This window comes from Mitsuaria sp. MSU3D, assembly GCF_056867975.1.
In genome coordinates this window covers 1,895,094-1,911,810 of the sequence record NZ_CP200314.1, presented here as the reverse complement: position 1 = coordinate 1,911,810, position 16,717 = coordinate 1,895,094, and the positions used below count along the sequence as shown (strand labels likewise).

Sequence of the window (16,717 nt, the reverse complement as noted above, 5' to 3'; positions counted from 1 at the left end):
CAGCACCCCCTGGATGCGGGGTGTTTTCAGGCACGACCGGGGCTGTTCGTAGCACCTTCCGGGTACATGCGGAAGAGGGCCAGTTTTTATGTGGGTGGACGAACAGACTCCCTCTGTGGCGGGTGGTGAACTGCGGTGTCCGCAATTCGCGGATTTCCCTTTCGGAGCAACCACCATGACCCTGCCTTTGCTCGCCCGGAAGCCCATCGCGTTCCAGCGTACCCTGCTGGCTCTCGCCTTGGCCGCCGTCAGCGCCAGCGCATCCGCGCTACCGCAATTCACCTGGGACCCGGGTACCGCCGGATTGAACGGATCGGCCTTCACGGCCGACAACCTGCTGGTGTCGAACTATTCGACCATCACCTTCGGGGCCGGCAACTCGTTCACCGAAGCGGGCTACCTGTCGATCAGCGCGGCCCAGCTGGGCGGCCTGACGCTGCCGTCCAACGGTCTGAATTCGGACTATGGCTTCTACATCCAGTTCAGCGGTACCGGCACGCTGACGACGCCAGGCAACCCGGGCACCACCCCGACCCTGGGCGCGCTGAATTCGCTGACGTACACGCTGTACGGCTACAACGGCACCTCGTCGTTCGGCTTCGCCGGCAACACGCCGACCGAAACCGCGACCGGCGAAGTGGCCCTGGCCACCGGTTCCCTGGTGCTGGGCACGGTGGCCACCACGCCGCTGGGCGACGGTACCTTCAATCCGTCGGCCAACGCCAAGCTGACGATCGACTGGCTGGTACCGGGCTTCCAGAGCTCGTCCCCGGCCTACACGATCGCGCTGACCTCGTTCTCCAACACGACGTCGCAGGTCGAGCCCTTCGCGGGCGGCTTCCGCATCCGTCAGGGCGGCGGATCGATCAACTTCGCGGCCGTGCCGGAACCGTCGACCTACGCGATGCTGCTGGCCGGCCTCGGCGCGGTCGGCTTCATCGCGCGTCGCCGCCGTTCGGAGAAGTGATCGGACGGCCGGTCCTTCGGGACCGGTCGCGGTTCCGGAACGCGAGGGCATGCGGGTGCCCGGACGAGCCGGAACGTCAGGTCGGACAGGGATGTCGGCGCAAGCCGGCTTCTCGCCGTGCCTCACGGAGCGCCCAGCAGGCGCTCCACGGGCGCCCGTTCACGACGGGACGCCCGCTGCGATGCTCGAATCAGCGATGCAGCGCCCTCAGGCCTGCACGGCGACGGATGCGAAGGTGGCAGAGGTGGCCGCGTTCTCGTCGTCCAGGTCCTGAGGCAGCAGACGCTGGAAGTCCTGCTTGAGCAGGGCGTAGCACTCGCAGGCCCGGGCTTCCAGCCCCGGCCGGTCCAGTACCGCGATATGTCCGCGGGAATAACGGATCAGGCCGGCGGCCTGGAGGCGCTGGGCGCTCTCGGTGACGCCTTCCCGGCGCACGCCCAGCAGGCTGGAGATCGACTCCTGCGTCACCGACAGCTCGCAATGCCCATGCTGACGATCCAGGCACAGCAGCAGCCAGCGGCACAGTTGCCGTTCCAGCGAGTGGTGCCGGTTGCAGACCGCTGTGTGCGCGATCTGCGCGATCAGCGATTGCACATAACGCAGCATCAGCGGCATGGACGCGCCGGCGCGCAGCAGCTCCTCCCGGACCAGCGGCACCCGCATGCGGAAGGCCAGGCCGGCCCGCTGGACCACCGCGCGGCAGGCGGGGGACTCGCCGCCCATCGCCGCGGCCAGACCCGCGGCGCCTTCGGAGCCGATCATCGCGACCTGCGTCGCGTCGCCCGAATGGGTCGTGTGGATCAGCGAGACGATCGCGGTGATCGGGAAATACACGTGGGTGGCGGGCGTGCCGGCCTCGAAGAGCACGCGGCCCTTCAGCAGCTCGACAGTCTCGAGCTGCGCGGACCAGCGCGCCTGGTCCTCGGCGGGCAGCTGCACGAGCAGCAGGTTCGCGCGAGCTTGCGTGGCGGCAGGGTTTGCGGCAAGGGACAGGGACATCGATAGGCTCCGGGAACTGCACATCCGTTCCAGCGGACCACTATGGCAATCACCGTGCCTGTCGAGGTATCGGAGCGTGTCTTTGGTGCCATTGCGTACGCGTTCCCGCAAGGGTTGCGGGAATGTCCCGATGTCTCGGCACTGTCCCCGCCTGGGTGCGCCAGCGCACCGGGTTGTCGATGCTGGCCGCACAGCGTTCTAGGGGGGCCGCCGTCGCGGGCCTGTCGGACGGTGTCCCGGTCCCTATAACGGGGAAGCGCACGGGCATCGGACCCGCGCGCATCCACGACTCCAACCGAGGAAGACAAATGAATCGATCCACCACCCGGTTCCCAGGGACTCTGCGCAGGCTCCGCCCGCTGGCGGGCATGGTCCTCGCGCTGTCGATCGGCGCGGCGCAGGCCGAGAGCATCCTGTTCGTCGGCAACAGCTTCACCTACGCGCAGGGCTCGTCGGTGATGCAGTTCAACCCCGGCTCCGTGACCGACCTCAACGGCACCGGCATCGGCGGCATCCCGGCGCTGTTCAAGGCCTTCACCGCGCAGGCCGGGCTCAGCTACGACGTCAGCCTGGAGACGGTCGGCGGCAGCGGCCTGGACCTGCACTACAACACCAAGATGGACCTGATCAACAAGCCGTGGGACCGGGTCGTGCTGCAGAGCTACAGCACGCTGGACGCGTCCCAGCCCGGCAATCCGGCCAAGCTGATCCAGTACTCGGGCCTGCTGGCCGACGCGCTGCACGCGCAGAACGCGGACGTGAAGATCAACCTGATGGCGACCTGGTCGCGCGCGGACCAGACCTATCCGCCCAGCGGCGCCTGGTACGGCCAGTCGATCTACAAGATGGCCGAGGACGTCTACACCGGCTACCTGCAGGCGGACCAGGCGTCCGACAAGATCGACGGCGTGATCCCGGTCGGTCTGGCCTGGAACCGCGCGATGTCCCAGGGCTTCGCGGACACCAACCCTTACGACGGTATCGACGCCGGCAAGGTCAAGCTGTGGGCCGGCGACAACTACCACGCCAGCATGTACGGCAGCTACCTGGAGGCGCTGACGATCTTCGGCAAGATCACCGGCCTGGATCCGCGCAGCCTGGGCGCGGGCGAGACCTCGGCGGCGCAGCTGGGCATCTCCGAGGCGCAGGTGCGGGTGATGCAGCAGCTGGCCTTCGAGCAGCTCGCCGCGCCGGTGCCGGAACCGTCCACCTGGGCGATGCTGATGGCGGGCGTCGGCCTGCTGGCGCTCTGGCGCCGCAGGAGCGCGGTCGCCGCTCACCCGTCGCGTCTCTCCAGCACGTAACCCATGCCGCGCACGGTGTGCAGCAGCTCGACGTCGAAGGGCTTGTCGAGCTTGCCGCGCAGCCGTCGCACGGCGACTTCGACGACATTGGTCTCGCTGTCGAAGTTCATGTCCCAGACCTGCTCGGCGAGCTCGGTCCGGGACATGACCTGACCCTGGCGCCGCAGCAGCAGCGTCAGCAGGCTGAATTCCTTGGGCGTAAGGTCCAGCCGCTGTCCCGCGCGGTGGACCTTGCGGCGCAGCAGGTCGACCTCCAGGTCGGCGAGCTTGAGCACGGTGGCCTCGGCCGGCGCGGCGCCGGCCGCGCGGCGCAGCAGCGCCTGGATCCGGGCCACCAGCTCGGAGAACGCGAAGGGCTTGCACAGGTAGTCGTCGGCGCCGGCCTGCAGGCCGCGGACGCGGTCCTCGACCTCGGCGCGCGCCGTCATCATCAGCACCGGCAACGCACGCGTGTGGTCCTGCTGGCGCAGCGCCGCCAGCACGGCCAGTCCGTCGATGCCCGGCAGCACGCCGTCCAGCAGCACCAGGTCGTACTGTCCCTCGCTGGCCTGATGCAGGCCGTCGACGCCGTCGCGCACCAGGTCGACGACGAATCCCTCCTGCGTCAGGCCGCCGCGCAGGTAGTCGCCCAGCTTCTCTTCGTCTTCGATCACCAGCAGTTTCATCGTGCGTGCTCCCTGCGGCGTGCGGGCAAGCGGCGCACCGGGCCGGCGGACGGCGGCGGACCGCGCCCTCTAGAATCCGACCACCATGCCCCTCCGGACCCCGTCTCTCTCCGCATCGCGCGCCGGGTCCGTCAGCCGCAGGCTGCGCGCCATGGTGTGGCTGATCGTGCTGCCCACGCTGCTGCTGTCGGTGATCGCCGGCATGGCGGTCTTCCATACCGAACGTCGCGCGGCCGTGGCCGCCGCCACCGAGACCGCCGAGGCGCTGAGCCTGGTCGCCGACCGCGAGATGGCCGTGCGCACCGCGCTGCTGCAGGCGCTGAGCGTCTCGCCCAGCCTGGCGGAGGGCCGGCTCGAACAATTCCATGGCGAAGCCGCCCGGCTGGTCGCCGGTTCGCCCAACACCATCGTGCTGACGACGGCCGAGGGCCGTCAGCTGATCAACACCCGCATCGCCTGGGGTCAGCCCTTGCCTGCGGCGAACGGCTTCAAGGACGGCATCGACACCACGCGCCGGCTGCTCGTCTCCAATCTCTACGTCGGCCCGGTGGACCGCAAGCCCAGCTTCGCCGTGCGCGTGCCGGTGACGGTGCTGGGCCAGCCGATGTACCTGGGCTACGGCAGCCCCGTCAGCGAGATGCAGCAGATCTTCCGCCAGCAGCCGCTGCCCGAAGGCTGGCTGGGGGTCGTGCTGGACCGCAACGGCGTCGTCATCGCGCGTACCCGCGATCCGGAGAAACGCGTCGGCCAGCGGGCCAGTCCGAACATGCTCGCCGCGTTGAGCCGCGGGGACCAGGGCGTCGTCGACGCGCGCACGCTCGACGGCGAGCCGGTCTTCACCGTCTTCAGCCGCGCGCCCGACTCGGGCTGGGTGGTGCTGATCGGCCTGAGCCAGGCGGAACTCGCCAAGGGTGCCTGGACCGCGTTCGCGATGATGCTGTCGCTGTCGCTGGCCTTCATCGTGCTGGCGCTGGTGCTGGCGCGGCGCGTGAGCCGCGAGATCGCCGATCCGCTGCGGCGCCTGCGCAAGGACGCCATCCGCATGGGCGGCGGTGCGACGATCGCCGAGGTCGCCGGCGGCATCGACGAGATCGACGTCGTCCAGCACGCGCTGGCCACGGCCAGCCGCGAACGCGCAGGCAACGAGCAGCGCCTGCGCGAGGAGATTGACGCCGCGGTCGAGCAGACGCGCCGTGCGCAGCAGGCGGCGCTGCGCAGCCAGAAGCTGGAGGCATTGGGCCGGCTGACCGGCGGCATCGCGCACGACTTCAACAACCTGCTGCAGACCATGACGACGGGGCTGCAGCTGGCGCGCCGGCTCAGCACGGACCCGCGCGCCGACACGGCGCTGGACGCCTGCCAGCGCGCGACCGGCCGGGCGGCGCAACTGACGCGGCAGCTGCTGGCCTTCGGACGTCCGCAGGTGGGGCATGAGACGGTCATCGACCTGCGCCGCCAGTTGCCCGAGCTGATGGCGCTGGCCGGCGGCGCGGTGGGCAGCGCCGTCGAGGTCGAGCTGCACATCGACGAGGACCTGTGGCCCGTGCGCACGGACCCGGTCCAGCTGGAGCTGGCGGTGCTGAACCTCGCGCTGAACGCGCGCGACGCGATGCACGGGCGGGGACGCCTCACCGTCTCGGCGCGCAAGCGCGTGCTGGCGGAGGGCGATCCGGTGGGACTCGCGCCCGAGTTGCGGCCCGGGGACTACGTCGCGATCGCGGTGCGCGACACCGGCGACGGCATGACGCAGGAGCAGATGGAGCGCGCGTTCGAACCCTTCTTCACCACCAAGGCGGTGGGGCAGGGCACGGGCCTGGGGCTGGCGCAGGTCTATGCGCTGGCGCACTCGGCGGGCGGCACGGCCGGCATCGTCAGCAAGATCGGCCTGGGCACGGAGGTCACGCTGTGGCTGCCGCGTTCGCACGGCAGGACGGAGGCGGAGGAGGGTCAGGTCGTGCGCGCGGCCTCGCCCGGCACGGAGCGGCGCTTCGCCGGGACGGTGCTGCTGGTGGAGGACGAGCCGTCGGTGCGCGAGCTGACCGCGCAGGCGCTGGAGGAACGCGGCTTCACCGTGAAGACGGCGCCGACCGCCGATCACGCGCTGGACCAGTTGCGCGGGGGGCTCGCCGCGGACGTGGTGCTGACCGACATCGTGATGCCGGGCGCGCGCAGCGGCGTGGACCTGGTGCGGACCTTGAAGGTCCTCAAGCCGACGCTGCCGGTGGTGCTGGCCAGCGGCCACCCGGTGCGCATCGAGGAGGCGCCGAACGTCCCGCTGGTGCCCAAGCCCTATGACGTGGACGTGCTGGCGGCCGTGCTTGCCGAGGCCATGAATCCGACGCGCGAAGCCGTCTGACGCGCTGCCTGTGCGCGAACCGTGCGAACCGTGCGCCTGCAGGGCTGATTGAATCGACGCTCGAACCCCGGAACTGCGATCAGTCAGGCGCGACTGAAGCGCCCTTGCAACTTGATTCCGGAGCGTTTCATGTGGGAAGTAGCGGTAGGCGATGACATCTGGGTGGGGGAAGGCTGGCACCGGGAGTTCGACACCGGACGACTGGTGGTGACCGACGAGGACGCCTACCGGCGCTACCTGGAGGAGTACCGGCCCACCCGCGAAGAGGCGGGTCTCATCATCCCTCGCCACTTTTTCGCTGACCACGAGGTCGCCGAAGGCATGACCACTTCGCGCGAGGTCGCGGAGGCATTGGACACCTTGGCGTCGATCGCGAAGCTGCCGCCCGAGGACGTCGACCTGGACCGGCTGCTGTCCGGTTTCAGCACGGCAGCGGCGGTGCTGGGTCCCGACGGCAACACGACCGACATGCTGCGGAAGGCATCCGACGACGACCATCGGGAGTTCGTGAGGCGGCGGCAGGGCCATGCCGCCGCGTGGGGATTGCGGCTCCTCGAAGAACTCGATGCCGATTCGTCCCAGTCCGAGCTCCCCGGGTCGACGCAGGACCGGGAACAGCGCGCGCGGACGCTTCAGCAAAGGCTGTCCGATTCGCCGGTGTTGCTCAAGGAGGCCCTGCCGATGGCGTTCTTCGGCAGCATGCTGGCGTTTGGCATCGACCATGAATCGCCGGGCGGACAGCGACTGCTCACGCTGTGCAAGGCGTTGAAGGACGATGATCTTCCGTCGATCGCTGCCGCCCTGGACCACTATGAAGGACGTCGGAACGACGGTTTCCTGCCGCGCGCACTGGCGGATGCCGTCGTCTCGTGGCGACGCCTCAATGCCGGTCGCATGCAAGGCCTGACCCATCAGATGTACGACGCGCTTGAACTGAAAGTGCTTGCGTCGCGATAGGCAACGACGTTCACGCCACCTTGGGCAAGTCCTTCAGTCGCTTGTCGAGCGTGTTCGCCTGCATGAACCGGTGGATCTCGGGGACGACTGAAGCGCCATCTTCCACGGAGTCAACCGAATGTTCGGAATCACGCCCAGCGGCGCGGCGCCAGGTGCCGCAGACATCGTCCCTTCCTCCTCCAGTACGTCGACCCAGCGCGCCGACATCGAGGGCGCCGATGCGTCTCCCAGGCGTTCGACATGGCAAGCCCATTCGGACGACCTGAAGGCGCTGTTCAACGACGACGGGGCCAAGCCCGAGTCGACACGCCTGCTGAAATCCTGCGCGCTCGGCGGGCTGTTGAAGGCCGCGTTGATGGACAGGCAGCGCGGCGGTCAGGCCGCGGCCGATCTGGCGGGGCTGGAGCCCGGCTGCCGCGCGGACTGGATCGCCGCGCTGGTCCTGGACGGGTACGGGGTCAGTCACGAGAGCCGCGATGACGTGAAGGACCGACCCACCGTCGCGGCCTGCAAGGCCGCTGCGTCGCTGGCCCCGGAGGTGAAGCAGCGTCTGAGCCGGCTGCTCGGCGCCTCGGAGGTCTATCGCATGGAGGCGCAGCCCTACAGGCTGACGCACGCGACGCGCGTCATGCTGGAGGGCCTGGGGATCTGCCCGGAGCCAGGCCAGCCGTTGCCGGAGTATCGGCCAATGAAGTCCCCGAGGCAGCACCGGCTGGAGCAGTTGGAAGCACAGCTGCGCGCGCAGGTCCCCGATTACGCAGAGCTGGCGCAGCACTTCATTCAAGGGCGGATGCCGCCGCGCCCCATGCCGGCCTGGATTGCCGAACAGGCACCGGTGGAATCACCCGCCGGACCGGGGTGGCCGGCGCGGTTGCAGCAGGCGGCGCGGGACATCGTCGGACCGCTCGGATGGGGCATGCAGATGCGCCTGGGAGACCGCCTCTGCCAGAACCTGGGGAATCTGTTCGGTGCAGGAGGCGGATTTCCGCGCACGCCGTTCATGTAGACCCCTGGGGGCGTGTCCGCTGGATGGCATCGGCGAACCGACCGGTGAACTGCGGCACTGATGCCCCCTTCTGCAACGCAAGAAGGACGACATCCATGTACTGGCAATCAGGCGAGATCCAATTCGACGTCGAGGTCGTTTACTACGACGATTCCGACGAGGAACTGGATCGTGATCGGCCGTCTCCGGCGGCTTCGGCCCCGCTTTGCCCCAAGACACGCGACGCCATCGATCTGGTGGACGAGCGTTCGGCGCTGCCTGCGGACGGCATCGCCGGCAAGGCGCTCTGCAAGGCCTTCCTGCTCCCTGCCGTCGCGCTCGATCTTCGAGATCCGCCGACGCACAACGACGTCTACAGCTCGACTTTGGTGCCAGCGGCGATGGCGTCTCCCGGCGGTGCCATGCCGACTTTCGAACTGGTCCGCCGTCGCATCGACGACTGGGGCTGTCGGCTTCTTCAAGGGCTCAATGCCGACGATCCCGGAAGCGAGTGCAACGGTTCCCTGGCGGCACGCACGGCCTCTGCCGAGGCGCTGTATTCAGAATTCCTCGAAAGCCCCATGCTGTTGGAACGGGCGCTGCCGATGCTGTTTCGGGCGAGCATGATCGACAGCGATGTTGATCACCACAGCGCTGGCGGCAGGCGCGTATTGCACTTGTGTGGGGCCCTGCCCAAGGAGAAGCGTACGGTCCTGATCGGATTGCTCAATGGCTATGAAGGCGTGGATACGATGGGCCGACCGATTCACCGTGATATCGAGCACCGCCAAGACACTTCCTGGCTCACGCTCAACGCGAAACGAATGCCCAATCTGACGCGGGAAATGTTCGAGGCCCTGGGGCTTGAGCAACTGCGCCAAGCCACAGGGATCTCCTACGTCAAGCCACCTTCGGCAAGTCCTTGAGCAGCTTGTCGAGCGTGACCGGATAGTCCCGCACGCGCACGCCGGTCGCGTTGTAGATCGCATTCGCCACCGCGGCGGCGACGCCGCAGATGCCCAGCTCCCCGACGCCCTTGGCCTTCATCGGCGACGACAGCGGATCGGTCTCGTCGAGGAACACGACCTCCTGGTGCGGGATGTCGGCGTGCGCCGGCACCTCGTAACCCGCGAGGTCGTGGTTGACGAAGAAACCGCGCCGCTCGTCGACATGCAGCGCCTCCATCAAGGCCGCGCCGACGCCCATGGTCATCGCGCCGATGACCTGGCTGCGGGCCGACTTGGGGTTGAGGATGCGTCCCGCCGCGCAAACGGCCAGCATGCGCCGCACGCGGACCTCGCCGGTGAAGGCATCGACCGCGACCTCGACGAAGTGGCCGCCGAAGGTCGACTGCTGGTACTTCTTGTCGAGGTCGCCGAACTCGATCTTGTCCTCGGCGGCGAGGCCCTCGTTGCCGGCGACTTCGCCCAGCGACACGCTGCGTCCGCCGCCACGCACCTGGCCGTCGGCGAAGACGGCGTCCTTCGCATCGACGCCGGCCTTTTTCGCGACCAGCTCGCGCAACGCGACGCAGGCCGCGTACACGCCCGACGCCGAACTGTTGGCGCCCCATTGCCCGCCCGAGCCCGCCGACACCGGCAGCGCCGAATCGCCCAGCCGCACCACCACCTGGTCGAGCCCGACCCCCATCATCTCCGCCGCCGTCTGCGCCAGCACGGTGTAGGTGCCGGTGCCGATGTCGGTCATGTCGGTCTCGACGGTGACGATGCCGCGGCGGTCCAGCCGCACCCGCGCAGCCGACTTCATCACGATGTTGTTGCGGAACGCCGCCGCCACGCCGAGGCCGATCAGCCAGCGCCCACCGGGACCTTCACGCCGCTGTCCCGGCGCGGCGCGTCGGCTCCAGCCGAAGCGCTCCGCGCCCGTGCGCAGGCACTCGGTCAGGCGGCGCTGCGAGAACGGCCGTTCCGGCTTCTCCGGATCGACCTGCGTGTCGTTGATGACGCGGAACTGGATCGGGTCCATGCCGAGCTTCTCGGCGAGCTCGTCCATCGCGATCTCCAGCGCCATCAGCCCCGGCGCCTCGCCCGGGGCGCGCATCGCGTTGCCTTCGGGCAGGTTCAGCTCGGCGAGCTTCATCGCGGTCATCCGGTTCGCGCCCGCATAGAGCAGCCGCGTCTGCGCGACGGCGGTCTCCGGCCCGCCGCCGGGCAGGTCGCCGGACCAGCTCTCGTGCCCGATCGCCGTGATCTTCCCGTCCCGCCCCGCGGCGATCCGCAGGCGCTGGATGGTCGCGGGCCGATGCGTCGTGTTGTTCATCATCAAGGGCCGCTGCAGCGCCACCTTCACCGGCCGGCCGCTGGCCTTCGCGCCCAGCGCGGCCATCAGCACGTCCGCGCGCAGGAACAACTTGCCGCCGAAACCGCCGCCGATGAAAGGCGAGATCAATCGCACCTTGTCGCGCGGCAGCCCCAGCGTCTTGGCCAGATCGCCCCGGCCCCAGTCGATCATCTGGTTGGCCGTCCAGACCGTGAGCTTGTCGCCCTCCCAGACGGCCAGCGTCGCATGCGGCTCCATCATCGCGTGCGACTGGTCCGGCGTCGTGTAGGTCTGATCGATCTTCACCGCCGCCTGCGCGAAGGCGGTGTCGAAGTCGCCGACCTTCGTCGAGGGCGGCGTGTCGTTGGCCTCCTTCGGCGGCTTGGCCTGGTCCTTGGCCTTGGCGAGACTGAAGGCGCCGGTCTCGCGCGCGTACTCGACGCGGATCAGCGCCGCGCCCGCGCGCGCCTGCTCGAAGCTTTCGGCGACCACCACGGCGATCGCCTGGTGGTAGTGCTCGATCTCCGGCCCGCCGAGCAGCCTGGCGGTGTTCATGCTGCCTTTGCCGAGCTTGCCGGCGTTGTACGCGGTGACGATGGCCAGCACGCCCGGCGCGGCCTCCGCCGCCTGGACATCCATCGTCGAGATGCGGCCCTTGGCGATGCCGGCGCCGACGACGACGCCATAGGCGACGTTCTTCGCGACGTCGTGACGCTCATACGCGTAGGGCGCGGTCCCGGTCGTCTTGCGCGGCCCGTCGATGCGGTCGGTCGGCTTGCCGACGATGCGCAGCTGGTCGATCGGGTTCGTGGTGGCGGGGGTGTCGAATTTCATGCGGTCCTCCCGGTGACCTTCGCTTGCGCGAGCACCGCGGCCAGCGTGCGCTCCACCAGCGGCAACTTGAAGGCGTTCTCGGCGGTGGGCGTCGCGCCGGCCAGCAGCGCGCCCGCGGCGGCGGTCGCGCCTTGGCGCAGGGCGCGTTCCGCGGCTTCGGCCCGCCAGGGCTTGGGCGCGATGCCGCCGACGGCGAAACGTCCGCTGCCGTCGCGCTGGACGATCGCGCCCACCGAGACCAGCGCGAAGGCGTACGACGCCCGGTCGCGGACCTTGTGATACAGGTGCGTGCCGCCGACCGGCTTGGGCAGCGTCACCGCGGTGATCAGCTCGCCGGCCTCGAGCGTGGTCTCGATGTGCGGCGTGTTGCCGGGCAGCCGATGGAAGTCCGCGATCGGGATGCGGCGCGCCTGGCCGTCGGGCCGCAGGGTCTCGACGGTCGCATCCAGCACCCGCATCGCGACGGCCATGTCGCTGGGATGCGAGGCGATGCAGGCCTCGCTGACGCCGATCACGGCCAGCGGCCGGCTCATGCCGCCGATGGCCGAGCAGCCGCTGCCCGGCTTGCGCTTGTTGCAGGGCTGATCGGTGTCGTAGAAGTAGGGGCAGCGCGTGCGCTGCAACAGGTTGCCCGCGGTCGTCGCGCGATTGCGCAACTGGCCCGACGCGCCGGCGAGCAGCGCCCGCGACAGCACGCCGTAGTCGCGCCGCACGCGGGCGTCCGCGGCGAGGTCGCTGTTGCGCACCAGCGCGCCGATGCGCAGACCGCCGTCGGCGCTCGCCTCGATGCGGTCCAGGCCCAGACCGTTCACATCGATCAGGTGCGTGGGGGTCTCGACCTGCAGCTTCATCAGGTCGAGCAGGTTGGTTCCGCCGGCGATGAAACGCGCGCCGGGCTGCTTCGCGGCGGCGGCCACGGCGGCGACCGGCGAGGCCGCGCGCTCGAAGGTGAACGGCTTCATGCGGACCTCCGCTCGCCGGTGCCCGGCACAGGGACGCCGGCCACCTCGGCCATCGCGTCGATGATGTTGGAGTAGGCCCCGCAGCGACAGAGGTTGCCGCTCATGCGCTCGCGCAGCTCGTCGATGGACAGCAGCGGACGGACGTTGAGGTCGGGCGTGACGTGACTGGGAGCGCCCGCCTTGATCTCGTCGAGGACGGCGACCGCCGAGCAGATCTGCCCCGGCGTGCAGTAGCCGCACTGGTAACCGTCGTGCTTCACGAAGGCCGTCTGCATCGGGTGCATCTTCTCGGGCGTGCCGAGTCCCTCGATCGTCACGACCTGGGCGCCCTCGTGCATCACGGCCAGCGTCAGGCAGGCGTTGACGCGCCGGCCGTCGAGGTGGATGGTGCAGGCGCCGCACTGGCCGTGGTCGCAGCCCTTCTTGGTGCCGGTGAGCTGCAGGTGCTCGCGCAGCAGGTCCAGCAGCGAGGTGCGGTTGTCGACGACCAGCGTCTGCGGCTGGCCGTTGACGTTGAGCGTCACGCGGGAGGTGGCCACGAGGTTCTCCTGGGGCTTGGGTCCGGCGGATGAGGTGGGCGAGGGCGCTTGCGCGGCGGCCTCCAACGGCGCGCCGGCGGCCACCGCGGCGGACGCGCCCGCGCCGGCGATCAGCAGGCCGCGGCGCGAGATCGCGCAGCGCTCAGCGTCGCACGGGGGACTGCCGGGTGGGGGCAGGGAAGACGCGGTGTCCGCGTCCGATCGATCCGTGTCGAGATCCATGCTGGGGACTCCTGGCTGGCCGGGATCGGCAAGCTGGCGAGTCGGCAATCCCTGTTCCCAGCGGACACCCCCGCATCGGGATTCGCACGGTGGCGATCATCGATGCGCCTGCAGCCACTCCTCGACGGACTTGGCGCTGGTGCCCACGGCATCGACCGCATGGCGCAGCAGCTCGGGCGACACGCCGAAGCGTTCGCCCCAGTAGCGCAGCTCGTAGTCGTCCTGCACGTTGACGCGATGGCGTTCGCTGTTGTGGGGACTGGAAGTTTCCTCGGACATGACGATCTCCCTGAACCGGGCCCCGAGGCCCGGAATCTGATGAGTGTGCAGGCTGCATCGACCGACGCGCAGGCCGGTGCCCCTCAGCGCGAATGCCGAGCGTGAGGAGGCGATTGAGCGGCGAGGGGCACCGGCCTGCGCGTCGGTCCGCCCGGTCGCCGCACGAGACGACTCAGCCCGGCTTGCGCGACGGCGGCACCCGGCTGCTGTCTTCCCCGTCGAGCGTGGCTCCGGGATCTTCCTCCCCGGCGACCGATTCGTCGAATGAATGATCCGGCACGGTCGGCGGACCGGGGTCGTGCGGACGCGGTGTGCCTGGCGTCGCGCCCGGGCCCGCCTTGTCGCTGGCCTCCTTGCCCCGGGCCCCTTCGGTCCCCGGTTCCGGTGCGGGTCCCGACGGCGTGTCGATCGCGTCCACCGGCGTGGGGGCGTCGGGGCCGACGGAGGTGGACGGCGAATTCGGTGCGTTCATGGCAATTCCCGGCAGGCTGCTGGCCGACACGAAGCGGCGTTTGCCCGCGCGCTTGGCCGTCGTCATCGCCGTTTCGGCGAGCCGCATCAGCGACTCCGCCTGGCGGCCATGGTGAGGGGCAAACGCGATGCCGATGCTGGCGGTGACCGACGCATGGTCGCCGTCGGGCAGCCGGATCGGTTCGGCCACCGACTCCAGCATGCGCCGCAGCGCCGGCCCGGCCTCGTGCTCGGCGCGCAGCGCGGTGAGCAGGATGGCGAACTCGTCGCCGCCCATGCGCGCGACCAGGTCGTGCGTGCGCACGCCCGCCAGCAGCCGCTGCGCCACCACCCGCAGCACCACGTCGCCGGCCTCGTGGCCGAACTGGTCGTTGAGGTCCTTGAAGCCGTCCAGGTCCACCCAGCACACCGCCACCAGGCCCACGCGCTCCCCCAGCAGCGTCATCGCGCCCGCCAGCCGCTCGGTGAAACGCACGCGGTTGGGCAGCCCGGTCAGCGCGTCATGCACGGCCAGGTGCTGCGCGGTGGCTTCGCTTTCCTTGAACGCGGAGATGTCGATCATCATCCAGAGCGACTCGCGCTCGGACACCGACGCGCCGCTGAGGTCGATCCACACCGGCGTGCCGTCCTTGCGCCGCATCCGCAGCTGCTGGCGGTAGCGCCGGCCCGCGGCGATCGCGGGGTAGGCGGCGTCGCCGACCTCGCGGAAGCTCTCGTCGTCGAGGTAGAGCGGCCGCGTGGTCTGACCGTTCAGCTCCCCGGGCGCGTACCCGAACAGCGAGGCCAGCGCGCGGTTCTTCCAGACCACCGTGCGGTCGCGCAGGCGCATCATGCCGACCATGTCGTTGTCCAGCATCAGCGCCTGTTCCAGCGCCAGCTGCTGCAGCCCGATCGCGGCGCGGCGGTCGCGGCGCTGCTGGAGGAAGATCAGCACCGAACATCCCAGCACCGTCAGGATGACCACGCCGGCCAGCGCGCTCTGCTGCAGGACCTCGCCGCGCCAGGCGGCCAGGAATTCCGCCGTGCTCGAGCCGGTGAAGATCGTCAGCGGATAACCGCGCACCTGGCGGTAGCAGGTGATGCGCTCGATGTTGTCGAGCCGGGTCCGCGTCATGTACCAGCCCTGCTGCGGGTTGGCGGCGATCTTGCGCATGAGGTCCTCGGACACGATCACGTCGCCGACGCCGCGGATCGAGTGCGGCTCCGTGGCCGAGTAGCGCGCGATCAGGCGCTGGCTGCGCGTGCGCAGCGAGATCGCGCCTTCCGCGCCGATCGTCAGGCCCTTGAAGCTCTCGATGAAATGTTCCGTCGACAGCGTCGTGTAGACCACGCCGGCGAAGCTGCCGTCCTCTCGCTCCAGCCGGCGCGAGACGGCGATGCCCCACTTGTGCAGGACGCGGCCGAACAGCGGTTCGGAGATGACGATCGCGTCGCCGCCGTCCTTGGCGTCCCTGGCGCGCTGGAAGTAGTCGCGGTCCCCGACGGTGAGCGCGCCTTCCTCGCCGGCCAGTCCGTAGACGACCTGGCCGCGGGCGTCGGTGATCCGGATCGCGTCGACCTGCGGCAGCAGGCTGCGCTGGTCGGCCAGCGCGCGCTCCACCGAGCGCCGGACCTGCTCCGGATCGCCGGTGGTCCGCCGGAACTGCAACGCGAGCGTGGACAGCGCGTTGTCGACCTGCTTGAGCTCGGCGCCGATCTCGATGCTGAGGCTGGCGGCCAGGTTCTCGGTGGTTTCCCGGGCGCGGGTGAGGTCGGAGTCGCGTCCGGCCTGCAAGGCCAGCCAGGTGGCCGTCACGACCGCCGCGGCGATGACGAGGTTGCCCGCCGCGAGCCACAGGGCCAGTCGCGTCAGGGAGCGGGGGGCGTAGAGAGGCGGTCGGTCCATCGGAGGCACGCGGGCGAGGCGGTCATCCTAACCGCGACGGACGCCCCGCGACTCATCCGCGAAGCTGGCGCTCCAGCCCGTCCAGCACCTGGTAGCAGGGCAGCACCTGCGCCACGCTGGCATTCGGCTCGCGGCCCTCGCGGATCGCGGCGACGAATTCGCGGTCCTGCAGTTCGATGCCGTTCATCGACACGGCCACGTGGCTGACGTCGACGGTCTCGTCGCGCCCGGTGACGAGGTCGTCGTAGCGGGCGAGGTAGGTGCCGGTGTCGCCGATGTAGCGGAAGAAGGTGCCCAGCGGCCCCTCGTTGTTGAAGGACAGCGACAGCGTGCAGATCGCCCCGTTGGCGGCCTGCAGCTGGAGGCTCATGTCCATCGCGATGCCGAGCGTGGGATGGAGGGGCCCCTGCAGCGCGTTCGCCCGTACGACGGGGCTGCCGCATTGCCAGGCGAAGAGGTCCACCGTGTGCGCGGCGTGATGCCACAGCAGATGGTCGGTCCAGCTGCGCGCCTGGCCCAGCGCGTTCGTGTTGGTGCGGCGGAAGAAATAGGTCTGGACATCCATCTGCTGGATGTTGAATTCGCGAGCCTCGATGCGGCGGCGGATCCACTGGTGGCTCGGATTGAAACGGCGCGTGTGGCCGCACATGGCGACCAGGCCGGTCTCGCGCTGGCGGCGCACGACGGCCTCGCCGTCGGCCAGCACGTCGCACAGCGGGATCTCGACCTGCACGTGCTTGCCCGCGTCCAGGCAGGCCAGCGCCTGCCGCGCATGCAGCTGCGTGGGCGTGCAGAGGATCACCGCGTCGACGTCGTCGCGCGCGAGCGCCTCGTCGAGCTCGGTCGTCGCGTGGGCGATGCCGTACTTCGCGGCGGTCTCGCGGGTCTTGTCGAGATCGCGGCTGATCAGCGACACGACCTCGACGCCGTCGATCGCCTTCAGCGCGTCGAGGTGCTTCTGGCCGAAGGCGCCGGCGCCGGCCAGGGCAATGCGGATCGGTGCGGACATGGG

14 protein-coding genes are annotated in these 16,717 nt (G+C 69.7%); 6 read left to right on the top strand and 8 right to left on the bottom strand.

Annotated elements, in window-relative coordinates:
- Window positions 1–175: 175 nt before the first annotated feature.
- Entirely contained in the window at window positions 176–967 is a 792-nt protein-coding gene (gene pepA / locus AC1VNM_RS08310) for a flocculation-associated PEP-CTERM protein PepA (protein WP_377154882.1), read from the top strand.
- Window positions 968–1,174: 207 nt separating this feature from the next.
- Here pepA and AC1VNM_RS08305 read toward each other — a convergent pair whose 3' ends face one another.
- Window positions 1,175–1,966 (bottom strand): Crp/Fnr family transcriptional regulator, encoded by a 792-nt coding sequence (locus AC1VNM_RS08305; RefSeq protein WP_431103796.1) that lies wholly within the window; start codon window positions 1,964–1,966, stop codon window positions 1,175–1,177.
- 308 nt (window positions 1,967–2,274) lie between these two features.
- On the opposite strand from AC1VNM_RS08305, the gene AC1VNM_RS08300 reads away from it, so the two are divergent.
- Entirely contained in the window at window positions 2,275–3,270 is a 996-nt protein-coding gene (locus tag AC1VNM_RS08300) for a PEP-CTERM sorting domain-containing protein (RefSeq protein WP_483106559.1), read from the top strand.
- On the opposite strand, the gene AC1VNM_RS08295 is transcribed toward AC1VNM_RS08300, so the two are convergent.
- Complete coding sequence (locus tag AC1VNM_RS08295) at window positions 3,243–3,935, bottom strand: heavy metal response regulator transcription factor (RefSeq protein ID WP_377154885.1); 693 nt, start codon at window positions 3,933–3,935, stop codon at window positions 3,243–3,245. The two genes, AC1VNM_RS08300 and AC1VNM_RS08295, sit on opposite strands and share 28 nt — an antisense overlap.
- Before the next feature lie 151 nt (window positions 3,936–4,086).
- Between AC1VNM_RS08295 and AC1VNM_RS08290 the strand changes: the two genes are divergently transcribed.
- The 4 genes from AC1VNM_RS08290 to AC1VNM_RS08275 all read left to right on the top strand — a co-directional run bounded on the left by AC1VNM_RS08290 (window position 4,087) and on the right by AC1VNM_RS08275 (window position 9,159).
- The gene (locus tag AC1VNM_RS08290; protein ID WP_483106558.1) at window positions 4,087–6,291 is read left to right on the top strand and encodes an ATP-binding protein; all 2,205 of its coding nucleotides are present in this window, start codon (window positions 4,087–4,089) and stop codon (window positions 6,289–6,291) included.
- Between the two features lie 129 nt (window positions 6,292–6,420).
- Window positions 6,421–7,248, top strand: a complete 828-nt coding sequence (locus AC1VNM_RS08285) for a hypothetical protein (protein WP_483106557.1) — start codon at window positions 6,421–6,423, stop codon at window positions 7,246–7,248.
- Window positions 7,249–7,366: 118 nt separating this feature from the next.
- Window positions 7,367–8,254 (top strand): hypothetical protein, encoded by an 888-nt coding sequence (locus tag AC1VNM_RS08280; protein ID WP_483106556.1) that lies wholly within the window; start codon window positions 7,367–7,369, stop codon window positions 8,252–8,254.
- A gap of 95 nt (window positions 8,255–8,349) precedes the next feature.
- On the top strand, window positions 8,350–9,159 hold the full coding sequence (locus AC1VNM_RS08275; protein ID WP_483106555.1) for a hypothetical protein: 810 nt from the start codon (window positions 8,350–8,352) through the stop codon (window positions 9,157–9,159).
- On the opposite strand, the gene paoC is transcribed toward AC1VNM_RS08275, so the two are convergent.
- The 6 genes from paoC to AC1VNM_RS08245 form a co-directional block, all read right to left on the bottom strand.
- On the bottom strand, window positions 9,134–11,347 hold the full coding sequence (gene paoC, locus AC1VNM_RS08270) for an aldehyde oxidoreductase molybdenum-binding subunit PaoC (protein ID WP_483106554.1): 2,214 nt from the start codon (window positions 11,345–11,347) through the stop codon (window positions 9,134–9,136). The genes AC1VNM_RS08275 and paoC overlap by 26 nt on opposite strands.
- Entirely contained in the window at window positions 11,344–12,309 is a 966-nt protein-coding gene (locus AC1VNM_RS08265) for an FAD binding domain-containing protein (RefSeq protein ID WP_483106553.1), read from the bottom strand. Before AC1VNM_RS08265 ends, paoC begins: the two co-directional genes overlap by 4 nt.
- On the bottom strand, window positions 12,306–13,070 hold the full coding sequence (gene paoA, locus AC1VNM_RS08260) for an aldehyde dehydrogenase iron-sulfur subunit PaoA (RefSeq protein WP_377154893.1): 765 nt from the start codon (window positions 13,068–13,070) through the stop codon (window positions 12,306–12,308). Before paoA ends, AC1VNM_RS08265 begins: the two co-directional genes overlap by 4 nt.
- Window positions 13,071–13,166: 96 nt before the next feature.
- Window positions 13,167–13,349, bottom strand: a complete 183-nt coding sequence (locus AC1VNM_RS08255; protein ID WP_377154894.1) for a DUF3606 domain-containing protein — start codon at window positions 13,347–13,349, stop codon at window positions 13,167–13,169.
- Window positions 13,350–13,521: 172 nt separating this feature from the next.
- On the bottom strand, window positions 13,522–15,705 hold the full coding sequence (locus AC1VNM_RS08250; protein ID WP_483106552.1) for a sensor domain-containing diguanylate cyclase: 2,184 nt from the start codon (window positions 15,703–15,705) through the stop codon (window positions 13,522–13,524).
- Window positions 15,706–15,757: 52 nt separating this feature from the next.
- Entirely contained in the window at window positions 15,758–16,714 is a 957-nt protein-coding gene (locus tag AC1VNM_RS08245) for a Gfo/Idh/MocA family oxidoreductase (RefSeq protein ID WP_483106551.1), read from the bottom strand.
- Window positions 16,715–16,717: the final 3 nt, after the last annotated feature.